The organism is Iocasia fonsfrigidae, assembly GCF_017751145.1.
Lineage (GTDB): Bacteria > Bacillota > Halanaerobiia > Halanaerobiales > DTU029 > Iocasia > Iocasia fonsfrigidae.
The window spans coordinates 2,875,695-2,891,611 of sequence record NZ_CP046640.1 but is presented as its reverse complement, the minus strand read 5'-3'; the positions used below and the strand labels follow the sequence as shown (position 1 = coordinate 2,891,611).

The window sequence follows — 15,917 nt, the reverse complement described above, 5'->3', positions numbered from 1 at the left end:
TTTTATGTTCAGGGGGGTTAATTATTTATATATATATTTATTATGCTTCTTTTTCTCGGATTATTTTGCTGTATTTTTGGTCTTCTTTTAAAATGTGTTCGGTAATCCAGTTGGCGATAAAGTCCAGGAGTTGATTTGTTGTTTCTAGCTGGTCATTATCAAATTCCTCTAGATCAATTTCTTCAAGTTTTTTAACAAAAAGCTTATGTTGGAATTGGTGACTGGGGAGTTCCAGAAAATCATGTTTTTCCATTAGTTTTTCTTCACTAGTAAAGTGGTAGATGGTATAGTCATATAATTCTTTCAATAGCCGTTTGACTTCATCATATTGATCAAGTCCTTTAGTAGTGTTTTCCATAACATATACCAGTTCTTCACCAATACCTAGTAAATTTTTATGTTGTTTGTCAATTTCTTCAATGCCAACAGAATAAGCTTCTTTCCACTCAAACACAATTATTGCCCCCTTATGTAAGTATTTTCAATAAATTAATTAGATAGCCTCTTTTTAAATTGCAGCTATTTGTTATCGTACACCTTTTTCTCTTAAGACTTTACTGTACTGAGGATCTATTTTTAAAATGTGATTAGTAATCCAATTAGAAAGAAATTCCATGATTTTAAAAGTTGAGTCTATTTGATCATTATCAAATTCGTCTAGATCGATTTCCTCAATTTTCTTGACAAATAGTTTATGTTGGAATTGATGACTGGGAAGGTCAATAAAATCATATTTTTTCATTAGTTTTTCTTCAGCAGTAAAATGGTAGACTGTATAATCATACAGTTCTTTCAACAGACGTTTGATTTCATCATATTGATCAAGTCCTTTAGTAGTATTTTCCATAACATATACCAGTTCTTCACCAATACCTAATAAATTTTTGTGCTGCTTGTCAATTTCTTCAATGCCAACAGAATATGAGTCTTTCCATTCAAACACAATTATTGCCCCCTTATGTAAGTATTCTTTACAGGTAAAGATATTGTCTAATCAATTAACTTTTATTAAAATTATATCATATTAAGGGAAATAATACAAATAGTTATTATTATTGACAATTATTTAATATAAGGAAACTATTTTTGTACCTGCGGATAATTTCTAGAGTTGTACAACAAATATATCTATCTGGATTATTAAAATTAGTTAATTTTGTGTAAAAAATATTCCTAAGTAAAAATTAATAATTATTGATTAAGTTTGGGTGGCGTAGTTTTGTTCTTAAACTAAAGAAATTTCATTAGTTTTGGTGTCAACTGGATATGCTTTGTTATCTTTGATAGATTTCAGGATGTTAAATACCATTTTGACGTCACCATATTCAACCTCAGGAGTAACGGCAATTTCTTCATTCCCTAATAATGAGTTATAGAAATTAAGGAGTTCATTAAAATAACCTCTTTCAGGCCGATAGGTTATTTGTTCAGAACCGCCGTCTCTGTATGTTATATTAATAGTACCACATCTTCGTTCTTCCAGGTATATTTCTCCTTTATTACCAAAAATCCTAAAACCTATCAAGGGACGCTGGGTTTCTTTACCATCAGTATAATAACTATATTGACCTATTACCCCATTGGAAAATTTAATCTGGGAATTAACAGATATATAAGGACTAAAATCTTCCTGCTGGGGTTGACCCATGGCATAAACATAATCTACTTTCCCAAAAATATGGCGCATAGCAGCTATATCGTGGAGACCTGCATCAAGGAAAGTACCTCCTTTAAATTGAGGATGTTGTCTCCATTCTGTAGCAGCAAAGGTGTTTTTAGTCATCTGATTTTCAAAATCAACAGCATTATGATTAATAAAATAGATTACATCACCAATTTTGCCCTGATTAATAATATCTCTAATTTTATTAATCTCATCATTATAACGGTAATTTTCTGCAACCATAATGTTTACCGGGTGTTTTTTATGGAGCTTAAGTAGTTTTTCGGCCCCTTCCATAGTGGATGCTAATGGTTTTTCTGCAATTAGATTGATGTTTGCTGTTACGATATCATGATAGATATCAAAATTTTCTGGAATAGGAACCATTACATCAACAGCATCAATATCACCTCGTTTGAGCATTTCCTTGTAATCATCATATACATTTTCCTGGGCGAGGTTAATTTCCCTAGCAAAATCTACTGCATCACTTTTTGTCTTATTACAAACAGCTACAATCTGGTAATGATCACCTAATTCCTGGATAGCAGGCCAGTGCAGCCGTTTCCAGGCCATTCCGGTACCAATTACAGCAAGTCTAATTTTTTTAATAGTAATCGTCTCCCTTCTATATAAGGCTCTTTCATAATAGACCTTTTGCATAATTGAATTGTTATCTAGACGATTAAAACGGAGTAGAATTTAGTAAAGACAATTATGGAAAAGGGTGTTTTTCTGTTTGACCGTAGGGAGTTTAAAACAGCCCATAATTGGCTGAAACTAAATTCGTTGCGGAGTTTTTGTCTGGTAACAATCAATTATGCAAGACGCTTATATAGATATTATGTCAGTAGAAGAAAAAAAGATTAGTAGTAAATATTACCTGTTTTAAGAATATTGTCTAATAAATATGTTTTGCAGAATATCGATATTCTAATATCCATGTATACAGGTATCATTGCTATGATTAGTATTTACTTTTCCTGACATTAACCTTATACTATTAGCAAAATTAATAATATGATGTAATAAGGAGAGGATTACTGATGTCAGAATGGAGAAAAAGAAATGATGCCCTCGGTACTGTAAACCGGGGAGATGCTTGTGAATCTGGTCTCTGTACATTATGTAGAGCAGATTGTAAGGGAAAATGTGAGACCTGGATGTCTTCTTTAGTGGGTAGAAAAATGCTCTATCCGAGGGATTTTGGTACAATCACCTCTGGTAGTGCAAATATTGATGCCAGTGGAGTAGGTTATCATACTCTCCGGATACAAGGATATGCCCACGGAGCCCATGGACTTGCAGAGGGTTTAACTGATAATGCAGATGACTGTATTTTTCCAAATGTCGATATTGAAACCAGTTTTGGTAATAATGTAAAGACTAAAAGTAGGATTCCAATGATGACAGGTGCTTTAGGCTCTACATTTATTGCAGCAAAATACTGGAATTCATTCGCTATTGGTGCTGCTCTGGCTGGATTTCCAATCGTAATTGGTGAAAATGTTGTGGGCGTAGATAAAGAAGCAGTGCTTAAAGATGGTAAAATTACTAAGGCTCCTGAATTAGACCGTAGAATTGAGGTATATCAGCAATATACCAGGGATGGGTATGGTGCTATTTTTGTTCAATTAAATGTAGAGGATACCAGAAATGGTGTAGCTGAATATGTAATTGATAAATATGGTGATGATGTAATAATAGAACTCAAATGGGGTCAGGGTGCCAAAGATATAGGTGGTGAGATTCAGGTTAAAAGCCTTGAATATGCCCAATTTCTTGCCAGGAGGGGTTATGTAGTAGACCCTGATCCAATGAAAGAGTCTAATGTAAAGGCTTTTAAAGCAGGTGCGATTAAGAGTTTTGCGCGTCACAGTCGTCTCGGGGGGACAGATGCTGCTACAACTGAAGAACTACAGGAAGGGTTTATGGAACAGGTAGAATACCTGAGGGGCTTAGGATATAAACGTATCTCTTTAAAGACTGGTGCATATGGAATGAAGGCTCTGGCTATGGCCCTGCGTTTTGCCGCTGATGCTAAACTTGATTTATTGACTATTGATGGTGCTGGTGGAGGTACAGGTATGAGCCCCTGGAATATGATGGAACACTGGGGTGTGCCATCATTACAACTCCATGCTAAAGCAGTAGAATACGCCAATATTTTAGATAAAATGGGTATAGAAGTACCAGACCTTTCTTTTGCTGGTGGATTTGCCAGGGAAGACCATATGTTTAAAGCTTTAGCCCTTGGTGCCCCATATGTTAAACTGGTATGTATGGGAAGGGCACCAATGATTCCTGGTTTTGTAGGTTCAAATATTGAAGGGGTTTTCCATCCTGAAAGAAAAGAAACACTAAATGGCAACTGGGATAGTCTGCCAAAGACAGTTAGTGAATTAGGTGACACACCTGAAAGCATTTTTGCCGGCTGGTATGATGTTGAAGAGATAGTTGGTCAAGATGAAATGCAAAAAATACCTTATGGTGCTGTAGCAATGTACACATTAGCTGATAAATTGAGTGCTGGACTAAAACAGTTTATGGCTGGTGCTCGGAAATTTAACCTTAGTGAATTAAATCACTCTGATTTAATGGCTGCCAATAGGGAGGTTGCCAGTGAAACCGGTATCCCATATATGACCGATGCTCTGGATGAAGAGGCTAAAGAAATACTCAGAAAGACATGGTTAAGGACTGTAACCGCTTAATAAAAATTAATGATAAACTTTATACCTTTACTGAAGCGAGTCTAGCTTCAGTAAAGGTATAAAATTAAATGTTCTGATATGACTTAATAATATTTTTGATTAATGATATAATATTTAAGTGATAATCTATAATCTAAAAAAGAGGTGTATTGAAATGCCAGATTTAAATTTATCAGCTATAGATTCTTATAGTTATGAACCCTTAAGAAAACAGGTATATAAGGTATTACGGGAGGCGATTTTAACAGGTGATTTGTTGCCGGGAGAAAGGCTTACTGAGGTAGAATTAGCTGAACAATTAAATGTAAGTCGTACACCAGTAAGAGAGGCTTTTCGTATGCTTGAGCTGGAGGAATTGATAGTTATTATTCCTCAACAGGGTGTTTTTGTAGCCGGTATAAAATCCAGACAGGAGATGGATGATATATTCCAGGTCAGGATGGAATTAGAGGGATTGGCTGCTTGTTTAGCTGCCAGCCATATTACAGAGAAACAGATTGAAAAAATGAATGAATATCTGGATGAGATTAAGGAATGTATAGCTGAAAATAATCTGAAGAGATGTATTAAAATTGACATAGCATTTCATAAACTTATTAAAGAAGCCTCAAAAAATAAATGGTTGGAAAAGTTTTTAGATAACCTATTTGAACAAATAACACGCTTTAGAGCCAGGAGTTTAGGTCAGCCGGGCAGGATGGAAAAGGCTTTAAATGATCATAAGGAACTGGGCATAGCTATATCTGCTGGGAACGGTGAACTGGCCAAAGAACTAGCAAGAAAGCATATTAAGGGAGCCTGGGAAAGTGTTGTATCTGTGTTTGAAAAAGAACATGGGGAAGAGGGTAAATAAATTGCATTTATACTGTTTGTAGTTCTGCAGAGATTTGCTTTGCGTTGGAGATAATTAAGGGAATTAGTTTTTCAGTTAAATACTTATGGGTGATACGGCTGCTTGGACCAGAAATACTGATAGCTCCAAACGGCTTATTATTCATACCAAAAATAGGAGCAGCCACAGAGTGGACTCCTTTTTCTTTTTCCTCTAATTCAGTGGCATAGCCCTGTTTTTTTATTTTGTTTAATTCTTTTTGAAGAGAAAGAGGGTCAATTATTGTTGAATCAGTATATTTAATGAAATCAGTATCTTCAATATATCTTTCCAACATTTTATTATTTAAGTAGGCCAAAAGGATTTTGCCAGAACCTGTACAGTAGGCAGGATTTTGGGTTTTAAGAGAGGTGCTGACCTTAACCATGTTTTTAGATTCGATCTGGTCAATATAGACTATTTTATTGGCTTCTAGAACTGCAAAACTACTGGTTTCATTGCATTTATCTACAATTTCTTTTAAATAGGGTCTAACAAGTCCCCAAATATTAAAATTTTGATTTATAAGGTCAGCAATTTCATAGGAATGCAGGCCTAGACAGTAAAGTTCTTTCTCATTTTGCCTTACATATCCCAATTTGACTAATGTATTTAATAAGCGGTATACTGTACTAATATTTATATCTGCTTTCTTACTAATACTGCTTAATGATATTGGTTTTCCTTCTTCGACCAGTAGTTTAAATATATTTAAGGCTTTGATGACAGATTTAACTGTATTATCACGTTTCATAAACTAATGCCTCCTAATTAAGATAAGATTTAAGAAGATATAATGTTATTTTTAAAGATAACATATATAAGCTGAAAGTAAATGCTTTTGATATTAATTATTCCTGTATACATGGATTATAATATTATAATATTAAATGGCCAGGGTTGATGAGTCCCTGGCCTTAGTTTAGCCTGGCAAAATAGATGTAATGGTGTAATATTGGAGAAAAAGAATTGCCAGGCAAGATTATTATTCAAGATTAAATTAAAATTTAGTTAAATACTGATCTAATTCCCATTGATGTACCTGTGTTCTATAAACATCCCATTCAATCTGTTTTGCTTCAACAAAATGGGTTAAGACGTGTTCCCCTAAAGCCCCTTTAATTATTTCGTCATCTAATAGTAACTCAATTGCCTCGTTAATACTACCAGGTAGACTTTCAATTTCTGCCTCATCTTTTTCAGCTAAGGTCATATCATAGATATTACTTAAGACTTCTTTGGGTGGTTCAATATTGTTTTTAATACCATCAAGACCAGCCTTGAGCATAACAGCAATAGCTAGATAAGGGTTAGCAGTTGGATCAGGATTTCTTAACTCTAATCTGGTTCCATTACCACGTGCCGCTGGAATCCTTATCAATGCACTACGATTAGCACTTGACCAGGCAATATAGACAGGTGCTTCATAACCAGGTACTAATCTCTTATAGGAGTTTATGCTGGGATTAGTTATGGCAGTAATTGCTTTAGCATGTTTGAGGAGACCGCCAATATAGTAATAGGCTGTCTTACTTAAACCCAGCTCATCACTCTCATCATAGAAGGCATTTTCTCCATCTTTATAAAGGGATTGATGTACATGCATCCCAGAGCCGTTTTCTCCAAAAATTGGTTTGGGCATAAAAGTAGCATGTATTCCGTGTTGATGAGCAATAGATTTGGTTACAAACTTAAAAGTACTAATATTATCAGCAGTTGATAGGGCATCTTTGTATTTGAAATCAATCTCATGCTGACCAGGGGCAACTTCATGGTGTGAAGCCTCAACATCAAAACCCATTTCCTCCAGAGCTAGAACAATACTACGGCGTGCATCACTACCTAAGTCATTTGGTGCTAGGTCAAAATATCCTCCTTCATCATGAGGGATAATGGTTGGACTGCCGTCTTCATCACTCTTGAAAAGGAAGAATTCAGGTTCTGGACCGACATTCATACTGAATCCCATTTCCTCTGCTTCGGCTAAGACTTTTTTCAATACATTTCTGGGATCACCCTCAAATGGTTTGCCTTCTGGTGTGTAAACATCACAGATTAGACGGGCAACACTACCACCTTCTTTGGGACGCCAGGGAAAAATAGTAAAGGTATTATAATCAGGTCTTAGATACATATCAGATTCCTGTATCCTGGTGAATCCGTCGATAGAAGAACCATCAAACATAATTTTGTTATCCAGGGCATCTTCTAATTGATCAACAGTTATGGCTACGTTTTTTACAATTCCCAGAATATCAGTGAACTGCATTCTGATGAATTTTACATCATTTTCTTTAGCCAGTGCTAAAACATCTTCTTTTGAATAGTTAGACATATAAATCACTCTCCTCAAATAATTATAAATCGCAAATTACATGTTAAGTATATGTCATGTTTTAGTGATTTGTCAATAGCCCGAAAATTATAATGAAAAATGGCTATGAGGATTGATATAACAAGCTTTATAGGGATAAAATGCCGAAAAAGTTTTTTTATAAATACCTGTGTACAGCTATACTTAGTAGAATTATCATAAAAAATAAAAAAGACAGCCTGAGGGCTGTCTTTAATCAAATATTAAGATTTTATATTTCTCTATTTTTCTAATTCTGCAATCTGCTGAACATCTTTATCACCACGGCCTGATAGGTTAATAATGATTATTTTATCTTCATTAAGCTCTGAGGCCAGTTTGAGTCCATAGGCAATGGCATGTGAGCTTTCCAGTGCAGGGATGATTCCTTCTGTTTCTGATAGTTCATGGAAAGCAGCCAGGGCATCTTCATCATAGGCCAGAGCATATTTAGCCCTACCAGAGTCCTTAAGATAGCTGTGTTCAGGACCAACACCGGGATAGTCAAGACCGGCAGCAATCGAATAGGTAGATGAGATTTCACCATTATCATCTTCCAGTAGAAAACATTTAAAGCCGTGAATAATTCCCTTGTTTCCAAAATTAAGTGATGCTGCATTTTCACCAGGTTTGTTACCTTTACCACCTGGTTCAACACCAATAATCTCAACTTCCTTATCATTGACAAAAGGGTGAAATAGACCTATAGCATTACTACCCCCACCTACACAGGCTACCAGATAATCAGGTAGTCTCCCTTCTTTTTCCAGGATCTGTTCCCTGGCCTCTTTGCCAATGATAGACTGAAATTCACGGACAATAGTAGGATAGGGGTCTGGGCCTACAGCAGAGCCTAACATATAAAAGGTATCATTGTAGTTCTCTATTAAATCTTTTAAGGCCTCATCAACAGCGTCTTTCAGGGTTCTTCCCCCTGTTTTCACCGGGATAACGGTAGCTCCCAGTAGTTCCATACGAAAAACATTCAGGGCCTGTCTTTTGGTATCGATTTCTCCCATATAGATAATACATTCCATATCCATTAGGGCACAGGCTGTTGCGGTAGCAACACCATGCTGGCCAGCACCTGTCTCTGCGATAATACGGTTTTTCCCCATTCGTTTGGCCAGTAATGCCTGACCGATAGTATTATTAATCTTATGTGCACCTGTATGATTCAGGTCTTCACGTTTGAGGTAAATTTTAGCAGCATATTTCTGACTGAGTTTTTCTGCAAAATAGAGTGGATTAGCCCTACCGATATATTCTTTGTTATAATAAGCGAGTTCTTTTTTAAAATCCGGGTCATCCTTATATTTATAAAAAGCATCTTTTAATTCATCCATCACCGGTATTAATGGTTCAGGAACATATCTGCCGCCAAATTCACCAAAAAATCCATCAACCATACTCTTTTCATCTAAAGCCATAATTACTAATACCTCCTGTTTAATTAATTGTTAAAAAGAACAAAATTGCTTCACCATCTTACTTCAAATGTAAATTTCTTGATGGCAGAAATTATCCACAATATGTGAAAGCACATAATTTCCTAGCCATTAAAAAAACCTTACTATAAGTAAGTAAGGTTTGAGATAATCGAGTAATATAAATATAGAATCTTCCTCAAATATTTCAGAGGAAATAAAATTATATACCTATAATTTTTCCAGAAAACTCTTCTCATCTCAGCTAACCTGATACTTACTGTCTAACAGTAAATAAACATCTAATAATACTCTCCTCAGCTAAACTCATCTCACCTCCTGGTACAAATGGAGCGGACAACGGGATTCGAACCCGCGACCTTCGGCTTGGGAAGCCGACGCTCTACCAACTGAGCTATGTCCGCATAAGTATCTTATTTAATTGTTTTAATTATAGCATATTATTAATTTTTTGACAAGGGGGATTTAGCAGTAATTCTACTGGACTCCTTCCAGATATTACATGGTTGTTTTTATAGTATTTTAAAGATATTTATGATATATTTGTAGATAGCTAGTATAATTGTAAAAAAAATAATTAATATACCATAATATTCTATTCTTAAAAGAAAATGAAAGGAGATTAAAAATGTTTAAACATTTAAAACAGCTGGCATTAATTCTTACTATAGTATTTTCACTACAAACAGTCTTAGCAGCTGAACCAGTTGACATTTCTAATCACTGGGCCCAGGACTATATACTTAATCTAGTGAATAATGAAGTGATGGAGACCTATACAGATGGGACCTTTAAACCAGATCAAAATATTAGCAGGGGGGAATTTGCTGTATCTCTGGCTAGACAATTAAGTCTTTTGCCAGATAATAATACACATTTAAAAGACCTGGCAGGATATCCAGAACATAACTTAATTAATGCCCTGATCAGGGATGGAATTATTACTGGTTATCCTGATGAAACCTTCCGGCCTGATGCACCTATCACCAGGGCAGAGATGGTGACAATTATGATAAAAGCACTTGGAGTAACAGATAAGCAGGTTTTAATCAACCTTGAGCAATATCAGCCCTTTGATGATATATCAAATGATTATTGGGCAAGTGATTATATTAAAATAGCGGAAAAATTACAGTTAGTCCAAGGAACAGATGGAAACCATTTTTCACCAAAAGAGAATACAAGCAGGGCAGAAGCTGCTAAATGTCTCAGTAAGATGGCCAATCTCTCTGCTGGTACAGGTTATTTAACTGATGTTTATCCTACTTCCCAGAAGGTATCTATTAATTTCCTGGATGGACAGCGGGAAATATATGATTATAGTGATGATATCCTGGTAGCACGTAATAATAGAAATATATCTTTAGAGGAAATACTGGAAACAGATAAGGTTTTTGTAATTGCTGATCATAATGATAATGTAAAATATGTTAAGGCCTATGGTATGGTTACCCAGGAGGACCTGGCAGCAGAGATTAGTGCTATTACTAATGGTGTTATAAATACTGATGAGGTAGAAGAGATATCTAATGGAAACCTGGAGTTTTTAAGACCAAAAGTTAGAACAGCAGTCAAAGATCAGTTAATTAACCAGGGACTTAGTATAGGAGAAGTAGAGGCAATTATGTCAACAGACTGGGATCAGTTAGAATCATTGAGCAGGGACAGGCTTTCTGAAGCAATTGCCATTCAGACCGGACTTCCGCTGGATATTACCAGGAGTTTACTAAGTGGTGATTGGGAGAAAATTAAATCCTATGCACAGATTGAAGTAGTGCAGCGACTGGTACTGGAAGTTTTAAACTCTGATTTTATTTCTTAATGATGGGTAAAGAGTGTTAGTACTATAACTATAAAAATAATATAACAGGGGAATTACTTCTTAAAAAATGAATATAATTTCCCTGTTATAATCTTGCTTTTTAACAGTAATTATGTTAATATATATAAGTGTTAAACAACATGCCGAAGTGGTGGAATTGGCAGACGCGCTGGATTCAAAATCCAGTGGGCTTTATCGCCCGTGTGGGTTCGACCCCCACCTTCGGCACCATGATATGACAGGGATTAGAGCTAGTAGCTGATGACTAGCTCTTTTAATATTTTGGCTTAAAAGTGTCGAAAATGTGACATTTTTTTATATGCTTAAAAATCTATATTAACAACCTGGTCTATTTTCAGAAAATAGGTGGAGTAAAATAAGTTTATTTTGAAATAAAGGCAAGAATTAATGATATTAGTATTAAAGGAATTGAAAACTTTAGAAAAATGGCATAAGACCATTGCTCTGAGTATTTTAGAGCAAAAAATTCGTGCAATTTCATGCTGTTCTTATTTTCTTTATTATAATTATTTATCTTGTCCTGTTTCTTTTGGTATTGGTAATAAGTGATGATTTTAAAAAATCCTACATTGCGGATATAAATTATTAAGGCAATACAAAAATAAATAATGCCAGTAATAAAAAAAGCATTTGAGAGATTATATAAAAAAGAATGCTCACATAAAATTATATAAAAGTAGCTAAAAATTATTGTAATAATACCCAATATAATCATTAAAATTATGCCCCCGTTTTCTTGGATAACTTGAATAATAAATTACTTTATTTATTATAGCATTCAGACTGTACTTTTACAATTTTGAAATTGTGATGTGAAGTGTAAGTGTAAAATCAGCTAACACTTTTTCAAAATTATTGCTGCTAGTATTGATAAAATGTTGTTTTTGTGGTATCTTTTATCCATAGGTATGCTCCTTATTCTTAATCCTAATTATAAGGAGTTTTTCTATATAATCAAACAATTTTAGGAATATTATGTTTGAATTTTAAAAGATTTTATTATGCAAAGCTAGTGATTTATAAATTCAGTGATTATCCTTTTTTGAATTAATACTTTAATGAGGAGGAGAGTTATGCTTAGAAAACCCGAGAAAACATTAGTATTTTTTTTAGCTATGATAATGATGATTTTATTGATTACAGTTGGCAATGAAGTATATGGAGATGAAATAAAAGTATATCGGAGTGCCTCGACAAGTGTAGAAAGCTTTAATCCATATGCAGGGGTATCTGCTCAAGCAAGGACTTTACAGACTTATATTTATAGTTCTTTGCTGGATATTGTTGCTGATGAAAATGGTGAAAAAATCAAATTTGTGCCAGTTCAGGCCCGAGAACTGCCCACATCTGAAGATAATATTACCTGGCTAGTTAAATTGAGAAAAGGTCTACAGTGGACAGACGGAACAGTAATTACAGCAGATACTTATGAATACTCTTTAAAGATGTTACTTGATCCCAAACAGGCAAATTATGTTGCTTTTTTATTATTTGATAATATCCCGGTTGTTAATGCTAAAAGGTATTTTAAAAACGAAGTAGGCTGGGATGAAGTTGGAATTAAAGTTATAGATAAATATACCCTGAAATTCACCCTGGAAACTGCCATGCCCACAGTAGATGTATATAGTGTATTCACATCATTATTCCCAGTCCATAAAGAATTGTATGAAGCAGGGATGAATAAAGATAGAACAGAGACAAGTTATGGGACAGACCTTGAATCAACCCCTTCCTGTGGGCCATATAGATTAACAAAATGGATTCGGGATCAATATAGGGAATTTGATAAAAATGAAAATAGTCCTTTAGCTGATATTTATAAAGTTGATAGAATTGGAAGTAGAGTGGTCTTGGAGTCTGCTACAAGACTGCAGATGTTTGAAAATAATGAACTAGATGGTGTATCAGTAAGTGGAAATAATTTTGATAGATATAGTGAAGACCCCAGATTAGTTTATTCTGAGGCTAATACGGTCTGGGGTTTTTATATTAATAGTGCCTCAAAAACCAATCCTATTTTGCAGAATAATGATTTTAGAAAGGCATTGTTTTATGGAATGAATAGGGATGCCATATCCAAAGGGGTATTTAAAACCTTTAAGTCTGCCCCATATTTTATTTCTACCATCTGTATGGTGGGCAGTATAGAGAGAGGACAGAAATACCGTGAGACATCAGCGGCCAGGAATTTGCTAGGTGAAGGAATTACTTATAAAGCAGACCTGGCTTTAGAGTATTTTGAAAAGGCTTATCAAGCCAATGGAAATAAAAAAATTACTATTGAAATAATCTATTTTGATGGGTCAGAGGGTTTTAAAAGATTAGCAGAGGTAGCACAACAGGAATATGAACAATTATTTGGGAGAGATAAATTGAAGATTAAACTAAGGGCCGTTCCAGCAACAGCTGCTTATGATGCCTATGAGCAGGGTGATTTTGATTTAGGTATAGGCGCCAGGAGTCAAAATCCACTTAACCCATGGTCCAGTATGAAAGTCTGGACCTCAGATTTTCCACAAAAAAATGATAGAATGTATGATGAAACCTTTGATGAGCTGTATGAAAGGACAACTACGGGAGATTTATTATTGGATGATCAGTTAAGACTGGATGCCTTAGTTGAAATGGAGAGGATTTTGCTTGATTATGTTCCCATGGTGCCAATCTTCCAGAATGATAATGCAGTAATATATCAGGATAGGATTAGACTGCATACTAAGGGAAAATACCTTCCAGCTGATGTAGGTTTTGCTGTATTACAGTCAGAAATTATTGAATAATTCTTAAACTTTTTTAAGAATTGTTAATTAAGGTCTTTCATAATGAATTTTTACATCTAGTTTAATAATAATAGAAGCCTTAATGAAGTTCTTGACGATAATTAATTATGTAAGAGTCTAAATTACTAAAGCTAATCAAATTGCAAAAAGGGGGTAGTTAAATGCTCAGATATATAGGCCAGAGACTTGCCGCTATGGTAATTACACTTTTTATAATTATTACTTTATCATTTATAATTCTTCATTCGATGCCAGGAAATATCTTTGATGACCCGATGCTGCCAGAAGATATCAGAGTAGCAATTCAAAATAAATATCATCTAAATGACCCCTTAATTGTTCAATATGGCCACTTTTTAAATGATTTTATAGTCGGTGATTTTGGAACATCTATAAAAATTCAACCTAAAGTCCCTGTCTTTGAAATTCTAATGGAAAAGATTCCAATAACCTTACAGTTGAATATATTTTCATTAATACTTACGATTCCTACGGGTATTATATTGGGAATTATTGCTGCCCTGAAAAAAAATGAAATGTCTGACCATGTTATTTCAACTATGGTAATCTTCTTTATATCGATACCGTCATTTGTATTTGCTGCTTTATTACAATATTTAATTGGCTTTAAGTGGGGATTACTGCCGATAATGATGACTGCTGAAAGGGCATTAAGCTGGACCAAATTTGTTTCAATGATTCTACCCATTTTAGCCCTTTCTTTTGGAGGGATTGCAGTAATTACAAGATATATGCGTTCAGAACTATGTGAAGCCATAAATTCTGATTATATGCTACTGGCCAAAGTCAAGGGATTATCACAGGTACAGGCAACAGTAAGGCACGCTATCAGGAATTCTTTTATCCCTCTTGCTAATATAATTATACCTATGTTTTTTTCAATTTTAGGTGGAGCGATGGTTATTGAGAATATTTTCGGGATACCTGGAACAGGGAGTTTAATGGTTAGATCGATTAATGCCAATGACCACCCTCTGACTATTGCCATAACTTTTTTTTATTCCCTAATTAGTTTGCTTGCAATTCTGGTTGTAGACCTTTCTTATGGAATTATTGATCCCCGTATTCGTATCGGGGGTGGTAAATAATGAAACCGGATGAAACTATTAAGCTGGACAGGGAAGATTTTGAATTTGTACAATTAAATCAGCAGATTAGAGATGAAAAATTTCAGGGGGAAGCAATAGGATTTTTTAAAGATGCTATGATCCGTTTTACCAGGAATAAAGCAGCAATTGTAGCTGCCTGGATAATTATTGTAATAATTATTCTGGCTATATTTGGCCCATTGATGAATCCATATACCTATAGAGAACAAAATCTGCAGGCTACTTTGTTACCACCACGTATACCATTACTGGAGAAGATAGGAATATTTGATGGTACCAGGGTTAAAAATATAAGAAAAAGCAGTTTAGATGGTAGATATCAGGGTTCAGTTAAAGAGATAATTGATGAATATGAACTTGATTATCATGGGCGAAAAATTGAGATGCTTAAAGTTAAGGTAGATATATATAAACTTAAAAATATGAGTAATCAATATTTCTGGTTTGGTACAGATTCTATAGGTCGTGATTTATGGACACGGCTTTGGAGAGGGTCTCGAATTTCCCTGATTATAGCTACCCTGGCTGTTTTAGTTAATGTTTTTATTGGAATTATTTATGGAGCAATTTCAGGGTATTATGGTGGTAAAGTAGATATGTATATGCAGAGGGTAATAGAAATTTTGGCTGGAATTCCTAGTCTGGTATTAATCATTCTATTTATAATCTATATAGGACCCGGCATAATTCCACTGGCAATGGCGATGGTCTTGACCGGATGGATTGGTATGAGCCGTATGATTAGGGCACAATTTTACAAATATAAGGGACAGGAATATGTTTTAGCTTCCAGAACAATGGGGGCTAAAGATAGGAAGTTAATATTTAGACATATTTTACCTAATGCGATTGGACCAACAATAACCCAGGCGACTCTGGCAATTCCTGGGGCTGTTTTTACCGAATCTTTTCTGGCTTATTTAGGACTAGGACTTCAGGCACCAGAGCCTTCTATAGGTGTTTTGCTTGCCGAAGGGCAGAGACAGTTACTTAATTATCCCCATTTAACTCTATTTCCTGCTGTCTTAATCTCAGTATTGATGCTGTCATTTAATTTATTTGGTAATGGATTAAGGGATGCCTTTGATCCAACATTAAGGGGCTTTGAATAA

At 34.8% G+C, this 15,917-nt stretch carries 13 protein-coding genes and 2 tRNA genes; 7 read left to right on the top strand and 8 right to left on the bottom strand.

What is annotated here, in order from left to right; genetic code table 11:
- Positions 1 to 40 precede the first annotated feature (40 nt).
- From GM661_RS13910 to GM661_RS13900, 3 genes are all read right to left on the bottom strand, one after another.
- Positions 41 to 454, bottom strand: a complete 414-nt coding sequence (locus GM661_RS13910) for a bacteriohemerythrin (RefSeq protein WP_230867380.1) — start codon at positions 452 to 454, stop codon at positions 41 to 43.
- A 72-nt stretch (positions 455 to 526) separates the two neighbouring features.
- Positions 527 to 943 (bottom strand): bacteriohemerythrin, encoded by a 417-nt coding sequence (locus GM661_RS13905; RefSeq protein WP_230867379.1) that lies wholly within the window; start codon positions 941 to 943, stop codon positions 527 to 529.
- 282 nt (positions 944 to 1,225) lie between these two features.
- Positions 1,226 to 2,326 carry a Gfo/Idh/MocA family protein gene (locus GM661_RS13900; protein ID WP_230867378.1) on the bottom strand — a complete coding sequence of 367 codons (1,101 nt, stop codon included), beginning with the start codon at positions 2,324 to 2,326 and terminating at the stop codon, positions 1,226 to 1,228.
- A 383-nt stretch (positions 2,327 to 2,709) separates the two neighbouring features.
- Between GM661_RS13900 and GM661_RS13895 the strand changes: the two genes are divergently transcribed.
- Together GM661_RS13895 and GM661_RS13890 are read left to right on the top strand one after the other, a co-directional pair.
- On the top strand, positions 2,710 to 4,377 hold the full coding sequence (locus GM661_RS13895; RefSeq protein WP_230867377.1) for a glutamate synthase-related protein: 1,668 nt from the start codon (positions 2,710 to 2,712) through the stop codon (positions 4,375 to 4,377).
- A gap of 154 nt (positions 4,378 to 4,531) precedes the next feature.
- Positions 4,532 to 5,230 (top strand): GntR family transcriptional regulator, encoded by a 699-nt coding sequence (locus GM661_RS13890; RefSeq protein ID WP_125991251.1) that lies wholly within the window; start codon positions 4,532 to 4,534, stop codon positions 5,228 to 5,230.
- A 7-nt stretch (positions 5,231 to 5,237) separates the two neighbouring features.
- Here GM661_RS13890 and GM661_RS13885 read toward each other — a convergent pair whose 3' ends face one another.
- The 4 genes from GM661_RS13885 to GM661_RS13870 all read right to left on the bottom strand — a co-directional run bounded on the left by GM661_RS13885 (position 5,238) and on the right by GM661_RS13870 (position 9,453).
- On the bottom strand, positions 5,238 to 6,002 hold the full coding sequence (locus GM661_RS13885; RefSeq protein ID WP_230867376.1) for an IclR family transcriptional regulator: 765 nt from the start codon (positions 6,000 to 6,002) through the stop codon (positions 5,238 to 5,240).
- 246 nt (positions 6,003 to 6,248) lie between these two features.
- Complete coding sequence (gene glnA, locus GM661_RS13880) at positions 6,249 to 7,583, bottom strand: type I glutamate--ammonia ligase (protein WP_125991249.1); 1,335 nt, start codon at positions 7,581 to 7,583, stop codon at positions 6,249 to 6,251.
- A 260-nt stretch (positions 7,584 to 7,843) separates the two neighbouring features.
- Complete coding sequence (gene trpB / locus GM661_RS13875; RefSeq protein WP_230867375.1) at positions 7,844 to 9,031, bottom strand: tryptophan synthase subunit beta; 1,188 nt, start codon at positions 9,029 to 9,031, stop codon at positions 7,844 to 7,846.
- A gap of 346 nt (positions 9,032 to 9,377) precedes the next feature.
- A tRNA-Gly gene (locus GM661_RS13870) sits at positions 9,378 to 9,453 on the bottom strand.
- Between the two features lie 224 nt (positions 9,454 to 9,677).
- On the opposite strand from GM661_RS13870, the gene GM661_RS13865 reads away from it, so the two are divergent.
- Positions 9,678 to 10,871 (top strand): S-layer homology domain-containing protein, encoded by a 1,194-nt coding sequence (locus tag GM661_RS13865; protein ID WP_230867374.1) that lies wholly within the window; start codon positions 9,678 to 9,680, stop codon positions 10,869 to 10,871.
- A 142-nt stretch (positions 10,872 to 11,013) separates the two neighbouring features.
- Positions 11,014 to 11,102 (top strand) — tRNA-Leu (locus GM661_RS13860).
- Between the two features lie 151 nt (positions 11,103 to 11,253).
- Here GM661_RS13860 and GM661_RS19240 read toward each other — a convergent pair.
- On the bottom strand, positions 11,254 to 11,607 hold the full coding sequence (locus GM661_RS19240; RefSeq protein ID WP_407929597.1) for a DUF3899 domain-containing protein: 354 nt from the start codon (positions 11,605 to 11,607) through the stop codon (positions 11,254 to 11,256).
- 358 nt (positions 11,608 to 11,965) lie between these two features.
- On the opposite strand from GM661_RS19240, the gene GM661_RS13855 reads away from it, so the two are divergent.
- From GM661_RS13855 to GM661_RS13845, 3 genes are all read left to right on the top strand, one after another.
- On the top strand, positions 11,966 to 13,675 hold the full coding sequence (locus GM661_RS13855) for a peptide ABC transporter substrate-binding protein (RefSeq protein ID WP_230867373.1): 1,710 nt from the start codon (positions 11,966 to 11,968) through the stop codon (positions 13,673 to 13,675).
- Between the two features lie 161 nt (positions 13,676 to 13,836).
- Positions 13,837 to 14,784 carry an ABC transporter permease gene (locus tag GM661_RS13850; RefSeq protein WP_230867372.1) on the top strand — a complete coding sequence of 316 codons (948 nt, stop codon included), beginning with the start codon at positions 13,837 to 13,839 and terminating at the stop codon, positions 14,782 to 14,784.
- A complete protein-coding gene (locus GM661_RS13845) occupies positions 14,784 to 15,917 on the top strand; it encodes an ABC transporter permease (protein WP_230867371.1) in 1,134 nt (377 codons plus the stop codon). Before GM661_RS13850 ends, GM661_RS13845 begins: the two co-directional genes overlap by 1 nt.